This is a genomic window from Thermobaculum sp. T2p, from assembly GCF_059335935.1.
The window spans coordinates 15,549-32,697 of sequence record NZ_JANZYQ010000022.1; the positions used below are offsets into that span (position 1 = coordinate 15,549).

The following is a 17,149-nucleotide window of genomic DNA, read 5'->3' on the forward strand; positions in this document are numbered from 1 at the left end:
AGACATGTACCCTCTCATAACGCGCGACCCCGTCACGGGGGGTGAGCTAGTGGTAACACGCCTGACGTCGCCCCAGAGCGGTATAGTCATCGAGGGGACTTTCACCCTGGGGTGGATCGGCAAGCTGACGCCCGAGCAGCTGGAGTTCGTGGGGGTGCTCCTGCGTCACAGGGGCAACGTCCAGCGTGCGGCCGCCGAGCTGGGCATCGCCTACAACACCGCACGCAACCGCCTGGAGGAGATAGCCTCCGCGCTGGGAGGGCCATCCGAGCCAGTGCCCCCGCGGGTCTCTCCCACCGAGCGACGGGAGGTCCTCAACCGGCTGGCCGCCGGCGAGATCGACTACGAAGAGGCGATGCGCCTGTTGGGCTACTCCAGGGGGGAATAGTCCGCGCCCAAATGAAACCAAAAGCCTCGTCCACCTCGTATACTGGACGAGGCTTTTGTACTTGATGGAGCAACGCGATGAAGATCAAGGTACTCCTGGCGACCCTCACGCTGATGGCCCTGCTGCCGCTTGTGAGCGCATCCGCCGCCAACAACCAGAAGTTCACCTTCACGGGCGTGACCTTCTCCGACGGCAAGGTCGGCGACCTGCAGGCCTCCAGCAAGGTCAACAACAAGGGGCATTTCACCACCTGCAGCTACTACTCCGCAGGGGAATACCTCGGCTACTTCCAGAGCGCCGAGTTCGCCTCTTCCGATGCCGACGCGGTGCTGCAGTTCTGCCTGGATAACTACGCCAACCGCGACGTGCACTAGCCGCCATACAGACATCGCTCTAAGGCTATTCGCTACATAGCAATCTTCAGATGGGCAGGAGATGCACCCTAAATCCGTGCCTAAGTGATTGGCCGACATACAGCTGACCTTCAGGCCGATGCGAAGACCACGTGCCACAGTGCAAGTTCCCGCAAGCCAAGCAGATGATCTCAACAGCTCTTCAGGGATTGAAGGTGCACAACGCCTGCATCCTTGCCCCGGCGGCAAACCCATAGAGCTCCCTAAAGGTAGCTAGGCACTTTTCTTGCTGGGCCCTTTGTGGACATCCAGGATGGACCAGGATGCTTTACAAAGGGAAAGGAGCTTGAACAGCAATGGACAAGTGGTACAAGCACGCGGGAGCGTGCCTGGTGCCGGCGGCACTGCTAGCGCTCGCGCACTGGCTCAGCTACGAGGGCGTATCTCCGCTATGGGTCTGGGTCGTGATCGGCGTGCCGCTGGGAGCGCTGCTGGCGAACGTGGTGCTCCGGGCGGGCGTGGACTGGCCATCGGCGATAGCGAATTCCCTGCCGCTGCTGCCCCTCTCCATCATCCTCTCTTCCTGGCTGTGGGCCGCCAAGGTCGCCAGGGCCGGCGGAGCCGTCGAGGACCTGCCTGGTGTGGCATGGGTGGGGGCGGAAGACGTCCTCCCAGCGGGACTAGCGTTCGGTGGTATGCACACTGATGGCCTGGGCGGGCACGCACATCACGCCGCGTCAAGCCACCAGCCCCAGGCCTTAGTCCAGCCCAGCACACCCTTATGACGGGAGCTCTGCCTCCAGAACTCGCAGCAGGGCGCGCAGACTTCTTATGGCCGTGGGATAGGTCATCTGCAGGACGTAGCCCTCGCCCTCCAGGTGCCTGAGGATGCCCAGCTGAGGCATAGACAGCAGCTGCAGTGCCTGTGCTATCTCATCCCGAGTGTACACCCTCCCCTGCCCTCGAGTCCTAAGAGGGTACAGGAGGCTATCCGGAGTGACCGGTGAATAGATCTCCAATCCATAGAACTCACCTATAACCTTGATTATGTCCGGCAGCAGCCTCTGCAGACGCGCCAGTTCATCAGCGCGAGCCTTCAGGCTACGTATCGGTGCGTTTGGATCACCAGGGTAGGAGAACAGCTCCCGCAGGTCCTCCAGGGAGAAGGGAGTAAGGGCGTGCATGCGGATGATCTCTGCAAGGTCTCGAGCAGTTACAAGGGCCACCTGCATTTTCCTCGCGTTCTCAAGCAGATCCCCACCTGCAAAGCCCGGGCCGACAACGAGGATGTACGTTGCCTTGTACATCTCGCGATGCTTGGAGAGGGCTATCCAGTCGATCGCCGCGTTGGCTACGCGTTCGTGCCGGCTTGACTTCGCATCCACGATCGCCTTATAAGCATCCTTTCCCAGCTGGGCGAACACTAACGAGTCGGTATCTCCGGATCCACTCCTGTGCTCGGCCTGAAATCCTAGGAACCTGAAAGCATAGACCACGGCCTCCTCGAGGAGCCTGGAGCTCTCGCTGTTGCCGGCAGAGGAGAGGAGCCTACCTGCCAGCTGCTCTACCTCGTCCAGCACTGGTCCTGCCCCCAGGTCAACCTCAGCAGTAGTGGGAGCAAGTGGCTTCCCAACGACCGCTTCGTCGACACTCCCCGAAGAGGACTCCTGCGGGGCATTATCGCTACGGCCAGGGATGTTGGGCGCGTGGGGTTGCCCCACATCCAGCACACGTGACCTGTCGCGTGCAGCTTCCAGCAGAGCCTCCACTATGACCTTGGCATCTTCGGGCTTTATTCTGGTCGGAGCCCCACGGAAATACATGCCCCAACTCGCAGCGGAACGGAAGTACGATAGCCGATCCCCGAGGCTCTTTATCGGCACACCGTGGTCGGGATGCAGGGTCAAGATCGGCTCAACCGGCAGACGGCTGGGGAAGATCTGCGATCTCCAGATAACCGCGTCGTCCCGGTAGGGTTCTCCTATCACCCGCAGCAGGCCGACATAGGAAGAGGTTCCTGTCAGGTAGCATATGAGCCAATCCCCGGCTTAATCCTTTGTACAGTCGTCCACCTGCTCTGAGGGAATCCCATCACGCTGAAGCCGTGCTTAGCAGACTCCAACCAAGTCTCTCGCGTGAACAAGCTCAGCCAATAAGTAGCGGCCTCGTCTGTAGTTGTCACATGCACCCTCTACATCAAGCGAAGATCTAGCCGCATTATAATACACCCTTGGCGAGGAGTGGGTGCTACTCGGCGCGGGGATGGCCGCGGGCCACTCGGGGGCGCAGGTCCTCGGCATCGAGCCGAGCCACGAGCGCTGCGCTCATCAGCAGGTCATCGTGGGTTGCCCCGCTCACTCCCCAGCGGATCTGCTGGCCGGTGCCCGGCAGGGGCTCGTACTCGCACTCCGCCACCTGCGTCCAGAAGAGCGCCTGCTCGCGGGAGCCATCGTTGGCGTGATCGAGGAACCTGCCGGCGGCGCAGAGCGACAGGAAGTCCCACCCCAGCGCCGACTTGGACGCGGCGGTGAACACGAAGGGGATCACGCACCTCGGCGGCAGGATGCGCCTGAGGGCCGACGCCAGCCCAGCGCCCAGCCCCGTGGCATCGACCACCACCCTCCGGCAGGCCCACACGTCCCTCACGAGGTGCACTACCTGCGGCAGCAGCTCCGGCTGCCCGACGCCGGTCCACATGTAGCGCGTCATCACCCTGTAGACGGGCTGGAGATCCGCCCCCTCGGGATGGCATACCTCCACGATCGTCAGGACGGTGGAGTCGCGGCGAGAAGATGGCCCAGCGGCAAGATCCTCTCCGCCCACATCCAGCAGGGCTGCGTAGGTCCTGCCGGGGGTGGGCATGAGCTGCCTGGAGTGATCGCCGCGCATGCGCTCGGTGACCGCGGGCGGGAAGAAGCCGCCGTCGTCCGCAAGCTCCTCCAAGAAGTACTCGGTGCGCACGAAGGGATGATGGCGGCCCAGCTGGGCGATGCGCGCCTGCACCCTCTCCCCGTAGGCCGGCACGTAGCGGGCCACCTCCTGCCAGGGCACCATGAACACCCTGCGGCGGCCGTCTTTGGCCTCAAGCTCCCGGAGGTAGCGCATCTGGCGCGCAAGCAGCGTGCGGGGCGTCCACACGGTGCCCATGAAGACGGTGGTGGCGTTGGTGGATGCCGCCATCGGGTCGAAGACGGCATCCCAGCGGTCGGCGGAGATATCTTGCGCCTCGTTGGCCACAAGCAGCAGGGAGGCGGTGTTCCCCCGGGCGTTGGCCTCGGGCGAGGCCGACAGGAACGTGACCGATGCCTTCCCCACGGCCACCCTGTTCTCCTCCACGCGCAAGAGCCCGCGCACCAAAGCTCCCGGCAGGCGATCGAGCAGGCGCCGGCGCGATATCATCCCCTGCGGCTGCATCGTCGGCTGCACGACCACCACCTCGCCCCCGCGCCAGCGGTACTTCCACAGGAGCATCGCCAGCAGCTGCGCGAGCATCTCGTCCTTCCCCGCCTGGCGGGAGAACACCACCGCCAGCAGGTCGCCCCCGCCGCGCTCGATCGACCCCAGGATAGCCCCCGCCGTCTCCACCTGGTAGGGCCGCAGCGGGTGTTCCGGGGAGGTTGCCAGGCTCCACGCCTCGGGGTCGCGTTCGATCTCCCTCAGCACCCTCAGCGCGCTCTCGCCCTCCCGCCAGCCCAGGGCACGCAGGACGCCCTCACACCCACAGGGAGCACAGGCGCACACCTCGCACTCCCCATCCCCGACGTACGCCACGTGGGTCCCGCCACACAGCAGGCAGGTCGCGCCGTACAGCTCGCCCAGGCGCCCCTCTATCGACCGCACTCGTGTCTTCATAATCACCTTCCATACTAATATTTAGTACATTTATACTACAAGGTTGCGTGAGGGGTCAACTGCACTGTTGAGATCTAGCAAATATGGTATATAATTCTGTCAACCAGTGAGCTATAAGCAGGCCCTACTACGATTGTTGAGAAAAGCTAATGTCTATTCTTGACGAGTTATATTACAGCAAACTCTCGAGCTATATCCGGGATTGCATCATATCTGACCAGGAGATGATCAGGCAGTTGACGGCGGAGGTACAGCCTCTGAGGAACCGAGTCCGCCCCATCACGCCGCGGACCACCACTTCGATATCCGTAGTGGGAACGGATGGTGGGAACAACGCCATTAGATTCGACCCGTACATGATACAGATCATCCGTGTAGTGGACTCGAACAACAACGAGTACTGTCTGGAGGCTGTCACCCCGAACATAGATATCAATGAGCTGAACGCAAGGCATCTACCCCCTGGGGACGAGAAGCCAAGCCCTCTCGGGGAGATGATGCGGTATCTGGGAGTAGATAGCCTGTCTGATCTTAGCCCCATGATGCCTCGTCCTGGCAAGCTTGAGTTTGTCTCTCCCAGCTGGATTCAGGTCTACCGGGAGCTCATGGAGTGGGCCATCCTGTTCTCGATAGTAAGAAACTATAATTTTGGCTCCGACACCTTGGTGATCTTCGATGGCCTGCTGCGCAGCAAAGTGTTTGCCGGAGACCTCTTCACCCGCAAGTACATACAAGGCTTACAGGAGGCGATAGACCAAGCGTACCGACAGAACAGGAGGAGGATCTACCTAGTGGGGCTTGCCAAGCGCAGCAAGGTGCTGGACCGCTACCGGCTGGTCATGTGGCTGGAGGGAGTACTCACCGATCGTTTCCCGAGCTACGTGGAGGTGCCCAGGGAGCTGGAGATGAAGACCTACAAGTGGAGCGAGTACGCTCGGGGAGATGACGCCGGCATTGAAGGCGGCGAGGTGAACAAGTTCGTTGCCGGGAAGATGTTCTTCGCCAAGTTCGGCAATCACCCCTACGATCCCGTGTGGCCGGTTGACATCCTGCAGTCGCAGGCTCGTGACGCCGACATCATCATGGGGCACCTGCTTGCTGACGCCCTCAACGGCTTCCCAGTACCGTTCTATCCGCTGTCGCTGCAGCGAGCTCACGACAACGCCGCTTTGGTCGACTTCGACTTCCATCTGGTGCAGGACCTGATCATCAAGAGCATAAGGGACTCCGTGGGAAGCAAGTCCATAGATCTGGATATATTCAGGCTTATCGACAATGACCCTTCGATAAGACGTTATGATCGCTAAAATCGGGAGAGACCAATGCAGATATATACCCTGTTTCCAAAAGAGCAACTGGTAGGAGTGTTCAAGGGCTTTCAGGAAGGCGGCCTGGAGTTCCATGCAGACCTAGTACTGCCCTATCAAAATCGGTTCCAGAGGATACCTATGCACGGGCAGTTCGTACTGGTACAGCTTGAGTCTCCGCTCGAGGCAGTGCTGGGCAGGATCGTCTCCATGACCTCAGATGGGCGCCTGGCATATGGTACCGGCGAGGAGTTCACTATTAGAGCGGTTTTTGATGGCAGAAGCGTACCCGAGGACGTCCGCGAACAATATCTGAAGTACAGGGTCAACATACGCGTGCTGGGAGTGATAAGGCTTCAGGGCGATGGGCGCATAACCTTCGTGGCCTCTCACCGTCGCCTGCCGCACATGGGCAGCCCCGTGGCCTTCCCCTCGGACGACATCCTTCGCGAGATCGCCAGGCACAATTCCCCTGGCGCTCCAATAGGTCACCTGGCGTATGGGGAGTACATCTACGCCGAAGGCAGCAGCAACTTGGACAGAAAGGATTGGATGCAGATCCAATCTCCCGAGATACTGGTGAAATTCCCTATTGAAGATATCGTGTCGCGGAGGACCTTTGTGTTCGCTCGCGCGGGTTTTGGCAAGTCCAACCTGATGAAGCTCCTCTTCAGCCTGCTCTATAAGCAGACTCCTACCACTGCAAAACGTGGACACGTCCTCGTACCAGTTGGTACCATCTTATTCGACCCAGATGGTGAGTACTTCTGGCCCGATGACAAGGGCAGGCCAGGACTTTGCGACGTGCCGGACCTGAAGGACAAGATAGTCGTCTTTACTCCTAGGCAGGCTCCAAGCCCGTTCTATGGCTCCTTCGTGGCTGGAGGCATCAAGCTGAACATCAAGCGGCTGCGCCCGGCGGACGTGATCAGCATAGCGCTGTCGGCGGACCGGCAGGACCAGCAGAACGTCCGCAAGCTCAAGGGGATGCCTCAGGATAAATGGGAGCAGCTGGTGGACATCATCCACAGGGATGGCAACCAGGCCAGCCTCAAGGAGATCTCTGGCCTACTGTCGCTGGATAAGGAGCTGCGCAACCAGGACGTTGAGGCAATCGCGGCCAGGTCGAACATGACCAACATCGTCAGGACGCTGCACGACCCCAACAGCCTGCTCCTCGAGAAGCTCGATTACTCCCTCAAGATGGGCAAGATCTGCATCATCGACATCTCCCAGATGAGCTCCGAGCAGTCGTTGAAGCTCTCCGGCCTCATCCTGCGCACGATCTTCAACCACAACCAAGAGGAGTTCACCAAGGCCAATCCTCAGACGATCCCCACTATAGCGGTTATAGAGGAAGCTCAGTCCGTGTTGGACAACTCCATCTCGGGCATCAACCCCTACATAGAGTGGGTGAAGGAGGGCAGAAAGTACGATCTCGGAGCGGTGCTCATAACCCAGCAGCCCGGGAGCATCCCGATGGAGATCCTCAGCCAGGGAGACAACTGGTTCATCTTCCACCTGCTGTCGGCCACCGACCTGATCAATCTCAAGAAGGCCAACGCCCACTTCAGCGATGACCTGCTGAGCTCCCTGCTGAACGAGCCCATCCCCGGCCACGGCATCTTCTGGAGCTCAGTGGCGGGCATGTCCTACCCGCTGCCCATCAGGGTGCTCTCGTTCGAGCGCATGTATTCTCCGCAGGATCCCGACTACAATAGGCCCGCGGAGAGGACGTTTGCAAGCCAAGTTAATGCCCAGTTCGAACAGGAGATAATGCAGGTGACGGCAGCGTACAGCGAGAACGGGGCAAAGACGGCGGCGGACCTGGCATCCATCGAGGATCCCATAGCAAAGCTGGAGCAATTGCTGATAGAAAAATTCTGCAACGACCTATCACTTCAGCGAAATCTAGTGTACGGAAAGGTTCCTTGGGGCAAATTGAATGAGTACTTCCGCGAACAGATACCGGACCATCTCTACATGGAGAACATGGACTACAACTTGGTAAAAAAGGCCCTAAGGGCAAAGTTTGGGGAAAGTGGGGAGGGTTGGGACACATACAAGACACAAGACGGAATCACCTACATCCGTATCCTCAAGATCCCTGAGGGACAGTTGGCAGGGAAAGGTGACTCACGCTAGCACTGCCGCAGGGCTCAGGTCGACCCCCTGGGCCCTCAACGCCATATGCCCCTACTTCACGATGTTCCCGCTCGACTTTCCCCTGTCGGTGCTCGCGGGCGCGGAGGCTGGGCTGGTGCTCGACCCCTTCGTGGGCAGGGGCACGACCCTGTACGCCGCTCGCCTGAGGGGGCTGCCCGCGGCCGGCATAGACAGCAACCCAGTGGCCGTGGCGATCTCGCAGGCCAAGCTGGTCGCCGTCACCCCGGATGAGGTTGTGTCGACGGCCCGCGAGGTACTGCAGGAGGTCGCCGCGCCCGCGTGCGTGCCCGAGGGCGAGTTCTGGAGGTTAGCCTATCACCCAGACGTGCTGTATGACCTGTGCAGGCTGCGGGAGGGACTCCTGCGGGACGCATCCACCCCTGCCAGAAGGGCGTTGCGGGCGGTCGTCCTGGGAGCCCTGCATGGTCCCCTCACGAGGACCGCGCCTTCCTATCTATCCAATCAGTGCCCCAGAACCTACGCCCCCAAGCCGGGCTACGCCGTGCAGTTCTGGACCGGGCGAGGCATGTATCCGCCCAGGGTGGAGGTCCTGGAGGTGATAGGCAGGAGAGCTCACAGGTACTACGGCCACAGCTTGCCCCCCGTGGCATCGGCCGCGATCCAGGCGGACAGCAGGCTCCCGGACAGCTACGGGTTCGTGCGGGCCATGGGCCAAGTAAGCTGGGTGATAACCTCGCCTCCGTACCTGGGCATGAGAACCTACATGCAGGATCAATGGCTGCGGCTCTGGTTCCTGGGAGGCCCCGACAGCCCTGACTATCGGGTCGAGGGGCAGCTGAGCCACACAAGCCCGGAAGCGTTTGCCGACGACCTGCGGCAGGTCTGGAGGCACGTGGCCGGCGTATGCCGCGAGGACGCTCGGCTGGTGATAAGGTTTGGAGCGATCAACAGCCGCAGGGTCGACCCCGCGGAGCTGTTGGAGGCCTCACTAAGATATACCCCCTGGGTCGTGGAGAGAGTGCTCCCGGCCTACTCAGCGCACAACGGCAAGAGGCAAGCAGACCACTTCGTGCGCTCCCCAAAGGCGCTGGACGAGGTGGATATCTGGGCAAAGCTTGAGGACTAAAGATACCACGTCAGCACTGCGGAGCCTCTGCCGCCGAAACATTCCTTGTGCCCGCCGTGCATGTCTGCAGGAGCCTGGGCAGCTGACGCCCATATAAACAGCTATCATGGCTTGGTCGGCCTGGTGAATGGTTCCGCACCAGAGGCACCCCCGCCACGAAGGGCGCCATCGCCGCTTACTTCAGGTAGAAGCTCGCGGTGGCCCAGGACCCCATCCCGTAGCGGTCCTTCGCCCTGACCCTCCAGTAGTACTGCGTGCCCCGGGCAAGCGCTTGCGTAGAGGGAATCGTCCAGCTGGTGGCAGTTACTTCCCTCGTTAGCACCAGGGTTTCAAAGTTTGCAGCCCTCGACACCTGTACTTCGTAGGTCAGGGCCGCAGGAACTCCACCCCAGCGCAGTTCAGGCGTAGCATCGCTAATGGTCACCCCCGCGGGGGATAGATTGCTAGGCCTCCCAGGAGCAGCCGCCAAGGGCGCTCTTACCGTCCACTGCCTCACCTCTGTGCCTGTGGCAACACCTTCGCGTATGGCGACGTGCGTTAGAGTACCTTCAGCACTGCTGCCTCCAGAGAGACTGGCACCTAGATATATGTACTCCCCCACCCCGGAGAGCTTGCCTGTGCCGTTGCCCCCAGATAGCCCACCACGGACTCCATCCAGGTAGATCGCCAGCGCGCCGTTGCTCCATGTGGCCGCTATCTCGCTGTAGCCCGGCCAGTAGCGCTTGCCGGGCATGTTGGCATCTCCCACGTTCAACCCCACCCACTTCTCGCGACCGTACCCATCGGTGATGACCAGACGTAACACGTTGGTGGAGGTCTTCTCGATGCGCAGCCGGTTGCGGGTGGCCGAGACACCAGTATCCATCAGGATGTGCGTGCGGCCGTCGTTGCCTGGCCATTGGTGCCCCAATGCCAGGGTTATGGTGCCGGCAGAGAGGTTTATATGCCCGCTGCTGCGCACTCGCAGGTAGCTCCCGGGCGCAAACATCAGCTCTGGAGCATACGGCAGATCATGAGAGATGAAATAGCTAGCCTTCAGCTGCTGGCCTATCAGCCTGGCCATCTCCCTGTTGAATGGCACATCCTCCAGATCCATGTGCGACTGCTCCCGTCCAGAGGTGAAGTGCCAGGAATACCAGATAAGCCCATCCACGCCGCGAAGCCCCGCCTCAGGCCCTGCCCTCAACCAGTCGTTGACCTGACGGTACAGCTGGTGAGGCTCTGGGCGGTCGTTGGGATCGATGTTGAGGGCGTGGGCCTGTGCGAAGGCCCAGATAGGCGTCCGCTTGCCCGTCTGAGCGTCCACTCGGTCGACCACTCGGCGAGCATGCACGTACTGCCGGCTGATGGTGTCGTAGCCGTAGGAGTCCGGCAGCACGGGGTAGACGTCCAATGCAACTATATCGGCCACTCCGGGACCATACGGGTTCAGGGGCTGACCCAGCGCACCATCGCTGATGCCATCGCCGTTGCTATCGGCCATGTTGAACCTTTGGTTGAAGACGACCATCACGGGGATATTGGGAAAGACAGATGTATGTAATCTGTATGCAGCCTGCAGATCAGACAGCGGCACCCGGCTGCCCATCGGCTCCAGGTAGGTGATGAAGGCATATACCTGGGCTCGCAGCTCGGGATGCTCCTTGAAGACCTGCTGGAAGCGCCCAAGCGACCCCCTGGTGCGGGTAGTATCTATCTTGCCGGTGGAAGGATCTACCGCCAGCGAGCGCACGATGAGCTTCAGGCCATACTTACGGGCGTAGGTCAGGTTGCGGGTGATCTTGTCGACTCCCACCTTGCCGGTGCTCAGCGACACCCCCACGTTATACACCCCCTCGCTGGCGATGTCGGCCATGAGCGCTGCGGGATCAACATCGCCTGCATCTGTGTAGTTCATGTCGCGGTCAGGATCGGTCTCATCGATGCCGTACACCCCATAGGGGAATCCCCCGAGACGTGGGTCGTTCCTGCCCTCAACGGAGGTGAGGATCCTGCGACCGAACGCTACCGCCCACCTGCTGGTGAGCTCGGCGTTGCCCAGTAGGTAGCCCGAGCCACGGGTATCAACGTACCTCTTGCTGCCGCCATACATGACAAGAAGCACGTCTCCGGACGCCGCGGACGTCCCCCTGCTCCATAGGGGCAAGCACAGCAGCGCAAGCAGTACCGGGATTAGTTTATAGAGATTCAGGCTATATCCTCCGAAGCTTCCTGGGAAGAGGTTCTATGCCATCGTAAGTTATCCTTAGGTGGTTGACCATAGTCAATAGGTACTACATCTCATGCGCCCAAGTACTATTGGGGCTGGAACCTCATCAAGAGCTGATGCGTCAGGGTATCAGATGGTTGCTGGCTGCGAGGACAACGCTTGATGTTTAGGCGCGTATTAGGTTGGTTGCTATTGGCCTCTATCCTGTGTCTTGGGGCGTGGGTGCTCTGGCTGCTTGGGGGATGCAATGGGAGAGCCTTGACATGGAGCAACCCATCAGCAGGCACTTTCCTGGAGAACTCCCCCCTGCAGGTAATGGCACCGGTAGGCACGTACAGCGTGACCTTCAAGGTGGATGGACGAACTGTAGGGGTCTCAGAGCAGCGGGATGCTATAGGCAGGTTCATCTTGTGTTGGCATCAAGCAGGTAACTTTGGAGAGCATCGCTACGAGGCCATAGCTAGGAACGCTGAGGGTCGTGTGTTGGGGTATACTACCACTACCGCAGCCTCAAAGGTCACCACAGGCCACATCCCGCACCTCCAACACGTGTACCTGATAGTGTTCGAGAACAGGAACTTTGGAGACATCATCGGCAACCCAAGGCTGCCGTACCTCAACTCGCTGGCGGCCCACTACGGCCTGGCGGTGAACTACTACGCCGTGGCCCACCCCTCGGAGCCCAACTACCTAGCGCTGTGGTCGGGCTCCACGCAGGGGGTGCATAACGACCTCAACTATACGTTCCACTCCTCCCATCTGGGAGATCAGCTTGAGGCCTCGGGCAGGACTTGGAGGGTATTTGCTGAGAACCTTAGGGTGAAGGATCCCAGGACCGACAGGCTCATGTGCGGGAAAGCGCCTTTCTACCACGACCCCGATGATGAGCCCGGGCTGTACGTGCGGTCGCACGAGCCAGCGATCTCCTTTGCGGACGTAGCCGACAACCCCACCAGGTGCGTCTCGCACATCACGGACTTCCGGCGCTTTGACCCCTCAGCGGCCAGCCTGGAGCTGATAGTGCCCAACATGTGCAACGACATGCACAGCTGCTCCGAGATGCATGGCGATGCCTGGCTGAGAGGGTGGCTGCCTTCGCATATACTGAACACCTCCACCTGGCAGAGGACCAACTCGGTGATCTTCATCACCTGGGATGAGGGCACTACCTCCGCGCACGGAGGCGGGCAGGTCCCCTTGATAGTGATCTCCCATCGCACACCAGCGGGGTACGAGTCCTGCAAGTACTACGATCACTACTCGGTGCTCAGGACGATAGAGCAGGCCTGGGGCATGCCCTGTCTGGGGAACGCCTGCAGGGCAAGGAGCCTAGCGGAGTTCTTCCGATAGCCTGAGCTGCAAGCCTTCGTGGTGACGTGTTCTTTCGCCGTCAATGCAATTTGAGACCTTCGGATGGCTGGGTCGGGATCACCTGCCCCAGCCATCTGCTAGCGTGAGGCCATTCCGCCACCCCCCGCATTGGGCATGTGCGGGAGTTCAGCTCTATCCGCCCCCTTGTAGATCGTGAGAGCGATCCTACTCTCGAGTTTAGGTTCCTCCTTGAGCACCCTTGTCCAGATCTCGTTGTAACCGTCAGCGTACACTTCACCGTTCTTGTCGGTTGCATCTGCTATAACTATCTTGCCTGTACGCAGATCGTAGTACACATGGTGGAAGTTGCACTGCTGGTCCCAGGTTACAGCTCTCAACCCCACGAAGGGCCAGGTCGCCTGACTTCTGTTATATCTACCCAGAGGATCTAAGCAGTGTTGATCCAACAGCTTAGACCTGCCAGTAGCCAGGTCATACACTACCACCCTGCCTGGGACTAGAAAGCCGCCGGACCTGATCCAAGCGACGTATCTGCCGCCTATATCCGGGAGCCATTCGTATCCGGTGGTGGTAAGCAACTTTCCTCTACCAGTGCTGAGGTCATAGAAGTAAACCTCCCCCAAGGCAGCCTTCTGCTTGCCATGCGGGGCCATAATCAGGGACCACACCGCTCTATGGCCGTCGATCGCGACTCGTTGGGCATAGCGAGGCCAGGTGTAGCTTCGTATAAGCTGGTCACGACCGCTTGCTAGATCGACTATGTGGACCTCGCTACTGGGCGCGTTGGGGTTACCCTTGACAAGCCTGTATATAGCCTTGCCCTGGGAGATGTCATATTCTATGGAAACTATTTGGGGATAGCCCTCCACATGGCTTGCAGCAAGGAGCCTCTTCTGCCCCGTCAGGAGGTCTACTACGTAGAGCCTGGGCTCCCTAGGGAGTCCCTCTCCGCTCGGGTGGGGATTGAGTACATCCTCTCTGTAGAGGACCCAGCGGCCGTCAGACTTAGGATAGCCAAACACACCCCAGCGCCGTGTTGCCAAGGCAATTATGTACTCTCTCTCGGATCTAAGGTCATAGAGCTTGATAGCGGAATCTCCTGGGCTGTCGGTCTCATAGAGTGCGAAAGCACCCCAAGTTGCCTTTTCGTCCCAGCGTCCTGCTGCCAACCACAAGGTGATATGATCACAGGTGACCTGTTTCACCTTGGCTATATGCTTGACGGTCGAGGGGAACTTCGAGGATGGCCTAACACCGGGCAGCCTCGAGATATCTACAGGTGGGCGTCCTTGGCAGGAGTTGCTCTTGGCTATACCAGCCCTAGGGGCTGCCAGCCCACAACCCAGCATCAACACTACTAGCACCGTAAGAAGCCTTTTCATGGCAGCACCTACCATATCAGATCGTAGTTGTAGGGCGAGCAGCTCCCCACACCGTTCTTGTAGCGGATGAGATAGGCAAACCCACGCAGGGTGTAGCTGAACTGCTTGGTGTTATCCGGCAATAGGTGGAAGGTATCCCTGTAGTACAGGCTCGCTGAGCCATCGGTGCCATCGAATGTGCCCTCATAGCCGTTGATGGTGATGTAGTGACCGGTAGAATCAAAACCATTCCAAGTTGGTAGCGTATAGCGATCACCATCCTCGCCATCGGGATCCAGCAACACCATCACCGGCAGGTTGTGGCCGGCAACGTCGTACTTCACTCGGGGCTCAAGGTCCCTCGCCGTGGCGTTGATGGTGTCGTCATCGAGGTGATAGGCCACGTAGTAGTTGTCATAGGGCAGGTTGGGTATGCGATCGTTGAGCACGTTTCTTATCGGGACCAGGCAGGTGCCCGAGCTGCTGTTGCACGCACCTGTGCCCTCCCAATCAGCTATGGTGTACTGGCTTACATTCACACCCTTGTAGCGTAGGATCTCCTGAGTGGCCGCGGGTCCACAGTAGTTGCTGCACACTTGCCTGATCCCCGGCACGCCACTGAGCACCTTGCTGGAAGGGTAGCCTCCACCTCCACCTCCCCCAACGGCCTGCAGATCCACCTCCTTGCGACTGGCTACCTGGCGCTGGATGGATTCTCTCGGGTCTTGGATGGTTATCTTGCCTCCATCCCCCGAAAAGTCCTCGCCGGCCGCATGCACGCTCGACATCTTACCAACCCCTAACAGCAACGCACACACGAACAACGCAACCGACAAACACCTTACAAGGGGGGGGTAGAAATTGACCTGCACATAGTTTTAGCCTCCTACATGAGTATTTTGACTATCGAGCTAGTAGGATAGATTATATTAAGCACTCGACCCATAGTCAATATTTTGTTACTAAATCGCCTATATGCATTTACAGCTTGGGTAGCCTATTGTTATGACAATAGTTGTCTCCTTCTTTACAGGCCACCGTCCAGGTGGAGAGAATTAGTCGGGAATAGCCCCTAGGAGCTACCCGGTAGTTCACGGCGACTCAATCAGGAGCCGCGGGCTACGGCTCCATCTCTTCGGCCTGATAGGGCCCAGCGGGCGGTCATCTGTCTAGCTGGTGGGACCTAGGAAGCTGAGCCCTATCGGACTGAGCTGCCGCGATCCATCAACTCTCCGCTATGCGCTCATCTAGCCGCGAGAGTATTGCGGGCCAAGCCTGCTGGTGAAGGTCCCTAGAATCCGCGTCTGGGAAGCCTGAGTGTGTGAGCTGCAGCAATGTGCCTTCGCCACGTGGAATAAGCTCGACCGTGACCACTGTTTCTGCTCCCCTGGTACCTCCTTCTCCTGTAACCCATGTAAGCTCGATGAGCCGGTCGCGTTGGAGGCGAAGGAACCGCCCATAGTGAGGGTATCGCTGCCCTTCAGCATGCACCTCGAAGAAGAACGCTGAGTTGACCTCGGGCTTCATCAGGAGCGTTCCCGGCGCCGCAAACCAGAGGTCGAACTGCTCAGTCCAGGCCTTAAAGAGTGCACCAGGTGGTGCGCTCATGATGCGCTGGATGGTGAGTTGGTAAGGTCTAGCTGAGATATCCGGGAACAGCCTGAGAGCTCTCTGATATGTGCCCTTGGCTTCAGGCTGGCGACGAGCAAACATCTCCTGTTCCAAGCGCCAGGTACACCCCTGATCGGTCGATACCACTGCACGCCAGTGGAAGGACTCCTGCTCTATCTCGCTGAATATCCAGCGGGTAAGGCTACCGTCTTCCTGGGTGCGCTCCAGGACGAGCTCATCGCCGACTTGGCGCGCAAGGAAGGGCCAGACGATACCGTTCACAGGGCCGTGCCAGGTAGAGCGCCAGGCATCGATCCTGGGGTCGTAGAAGCGCAAAGTGACGCCATATTCCCCCGGCGCAGGGCCTTTGGTCGACCTTTGCCTAATCGGGGGAACGATCCATACATCTTCGACGGCGCGCCCCTCGAGCACCCAACCGAAGTGCCATTCTCCTGGAGTTCGGCGCTTAACCCTCCCCAACTCATCGTAGTAAACAACATCGAGGTCCCAGCTGCCGATCAGAGGAGCAAACTGCATCAGCTTCTCCCTGTGCTCGGCGTTAGGCTCAGGAGACCACAGCACCCTCAACATAGAGTCGACTGAATCCGTAGACATCTTCAAAACTCCAATCAGTGAACCTTACTATTCCAGCTTTTGAACTTCGGCCTGCCCGAAGCCACCTACGGGAGAATGGTTTACCTCGAGGAATTCCAGCTCACTCCCATCGGAAGGTCTTAGCAGAGATGAGGCCGACAATGAGGGCGAACCCAGCCAACACAGCCAGTTGCTGGCCCCGGAGAGGGCTACCCTGCCAAGTAGCCTGCAAGGAGTCCATCGTAGCGCTTAGGGGCGTGAACTCAGAGAAACGCGCTAGCACCTTAGGCATCCGCTCCTTGGGCATCCACGCGCCAGCAAAGAAGAGCAGTGGAAAGAAGATCAGTGGCCCGATCCCTCCAGCTGCCCGACCGCTCGGGGCTACCGCGGCGATGAGCAGGCCGAGCGCAAAGAGCGCCGAGGTACCAAGCAAGAAGGCAACTAGAAAGCCAAGCAAGTTCCTAGGAACACCCACCCCTAGCAGGACGCCGCCGACAGCGATCACCAGCGTCGTTCCCACCAACGCCATCGTCGCATGGACCAACAGCTGAGCAACCAACAGTGATCCCGGACTGACAGGGGTCACGGACAAGCGGCGCAGAATGCCCTTCTCTCGATACGTACCCAGGTAGGTAGGTATAGTGAACAGAGCTAGCATGCCCAATGAGAGGGACACGGCCATCGCAGAGAAGAACTCCTTGTTGGCACGAGGATCAGCGCTCGGGATATTTCCCTCAGGTCCTCCAGCTACCATGCTGCCGAATATAAGTAGGAATCCTATGGGTAGCGCGAGGATGACGAACAGAGCCGTGGCATCACGCAGCAGCAGTTTGAGTTCCGTGGAAGTAAGCCTTATAAGTCCCTTCATGTACCTCTCCTTTGGCATGCA

At 59.5% G+C, this 17,149-nt stretch carries 15 protein-coding genes; 7 read left to right on the top strand and 8 right to left on the bottom strand.

Going from position 1 to position 17,149, the window contains the following annotated elements; genetic code table 11:
* Window positions 1-4: 4 nt before the first annotated feature.
* The 3 genes from N2245_RS10990 (at window position 5) to N2245_RS11000 (ending at window position 1,526) form a co-directional block, all read left to right on the top strand.
* The gene (locus N2245_RS10990) at window positions 5-388 is read left to right on the top strand and encodes a DUF2089 domain-containing protein (RefSeq protein ID WP_494536781.1); all 384 of its coding nucleotides are present in this window, start codon (window positions 5-7) and stop codon (window positions 386-388) included.
* A 77-nt stretch (window positions 389-465) separates the two neighbouring features.
* Window positions 466-762, top strand: a complete 297-nt coding sequence (locus tag N2245_RS10995) for a hypothetical protein (protein WP_494536782.1) — start codon at window positions 466-468, stop codon at window positions 760-762.
* 452 nt (window positions 763-1,214) lie between these two features.
* The gene (locus tag N2245_RS11000; RefSeq protein WP_494536783.1) at window positions 1,215-1,526 is read left to right on the top strand and encodes a hypothetical protein; all 312 of its coding nucleotides are present in this window, start codon (window positions 1,215-1,217) and stop codon (window positions 1,524-1,526) included.
* Here N2245_RS11000 and N2245_RS11005 read toward each other — a convergent pair.
* From N2245_RS11005 to N2245_RS11015, 3 genes are all read right to left on the bottom strand, one after another.
* Window positions 1,521-2,729, bottom strand: a complete 1,209-nt coding sequence (locus tag N2245_RS11005; protein ID WP_494536784.1) for a hypothetical protein — start codon at window positions 2,727-2,729, stop codon at window positions 1,521-1,523. The genes N2245_RS11000 and N2245_RS11005 overlap by 6 nt on opposite strands.
* Before the next feature lie 32 nt (window positions 2,730-2,761).
* A complete protein-coding gene (locus N2245_RS11010; RefSeq protein WP_494536785.1) occupies window positions 2,762-2,923 on the bottom strand; it encodes a hypothetical protein in 162 nt (53 codons plus the stop codon).
* A gap of 65 nt (window positions 2,924-2,988) precedes the next feature.
* Window positions 2,989-4,593 (bottom strand): hypothetical protein, encoded by a 1,605-nt coding sequence (locus N2245_RS11015; RefSeq protein WP_494536786.1) that lies wholly within the window; start codon window positions 4,591-4,593, stop codon window positions 2,989-2,991.
* 149 nt (window positions 4,594-4,742) lie between these two features.
* Here N2245_RS11015 and N2245_RS11020 point away from each other — a divergent pair, with 149 nt between their 5' ends.
* The 3 genes from N2245_RS11020 (at window position 4,743) to N2245_RS11030 (ending at window position 9,153) form a co-directional block, all read left to right on the top strand.
* Entirely contained in the window at window positions 4,743-5,900 is a 1,158-nt protein-coding gene (locus N2245_RS11020) for a hypothetical protein (RefSeq protein WP_494536787.1), read from the top strand.
* 15 nt (window positions 5,901-5,915) lie between these two features.
* Entirely contained in the window at window positions 5,916-8,045 is a 2,130-nt protein-coding gene (locus N2245_RS11025; RefSeq protein WP_494536788.1) for an ATP-binding protein, read from the top strand.
* A 304-nt stretch (window positions 8,046-8,349) separates the two neighbouring features.
* The gene (locus N2245_RS11030; protein WP_494536789.1) at window positions 8,350-9,153 is read left to right on the top strand and encodes a DNA methyltransferase; all 804 of its coding nucleotides are present in this window, start codon (window positions 8,350-8,352) and stop codon (window positions 9,151-9,153) included.
* Window positions 9,154-9,328: 175 nt separating this feature from the next.
* Here N2245_RS11030 and N2245_RS11035 read toward each other — a convergent pair whose 3' ends face one another.
* On the bottom strand, window positions 9,329-11,257 hold the full coding sequence (locus tag N2245_RS11035; protein WP_494536790.1) for a LamG-like jellyroll fold domain-containing protein: 1,929 nt from the start codon (window positions 11,255-11,257) through the stop codon (window positions 9,329-9,331).
* Window positions 11,258-11,524: 267 nt separating this feature from the next.
* Here N2245_RS11035 and N2245_RS11040 point away from each other — a divergent pair, with 267 nt between their 5' ends.
* A complete protein-coding gene (locus tag N2245_RS11040) occupies window positions 11,525-12,712 on the top strand; it encodes an alkaline phosphatase family protein (RefSeq protein ID WP_494536791.1) in 1,188 nt (395 codons plus the stop codon).
* Window positions 12,713-12,810: 98 nt separating this feature from the next.
* Here N2245_RS11040 and N2245_RS11045 read toward each other — a convergent pair whose 3' ends face one another.
* From N2245_RS11045 to N2245_RS11060, 4 genes are all read right to left on the bottom strand, one after another.
* Window positions 12,811-14,076 (bottom strand): TolB-like translocation protein, encoded by a 1,266-nt coding sequence (locus N2245_RS11045; RefSeq protein ID WP_494536792.1) that lies wholly within the window; start codon window positions 14,074-14,076, stop codon window positions 12,811-12,813.
* 8 nt (window positions 14,077-14,084) lie between these two features.
* Window positions 14,085-14,843 carry a C39 family peptidase gene (locus tag N2245_RS11050; RefSeq protein WP_494536793.1) on the bottom strand — a complete coding sequence of 253 codons (759 nt, stop codon included), beginning with the start codon at window positions 14,841-14,843 and terminating at the stop codon, window positions 14,085-14,087.
* Between the two features lie 436 nt (window positions 14,844-15,279).
* Window positions 15,280-16,281, bottom strand: a complete 1,002-nt coding sequence (locus N2245_RS11055; RefSeq protein WP_494536794.1) for an SRPBCC family protein — start codon at window positions 16,279-16,281, stop codon at window positions 15,280-15,282.
* A 100-nt stretch (window positions 16,282-16,381) separates the two neighbouring features.
* The gene (locus N2245_RS11060; RefSeq protein ID WP_494536795.1) at window positions 16,382-17,128 is read right to left on the bottom strand and encodes an ABC transporter permease; all 747 of its coding nucleotides are present in this window, start codon (window positions 17,126-17,128) and stop codon (window positions 16,382-16,384) included.
* Window positions 17,129-17,149: the final 21 nt, after the last annotated feature.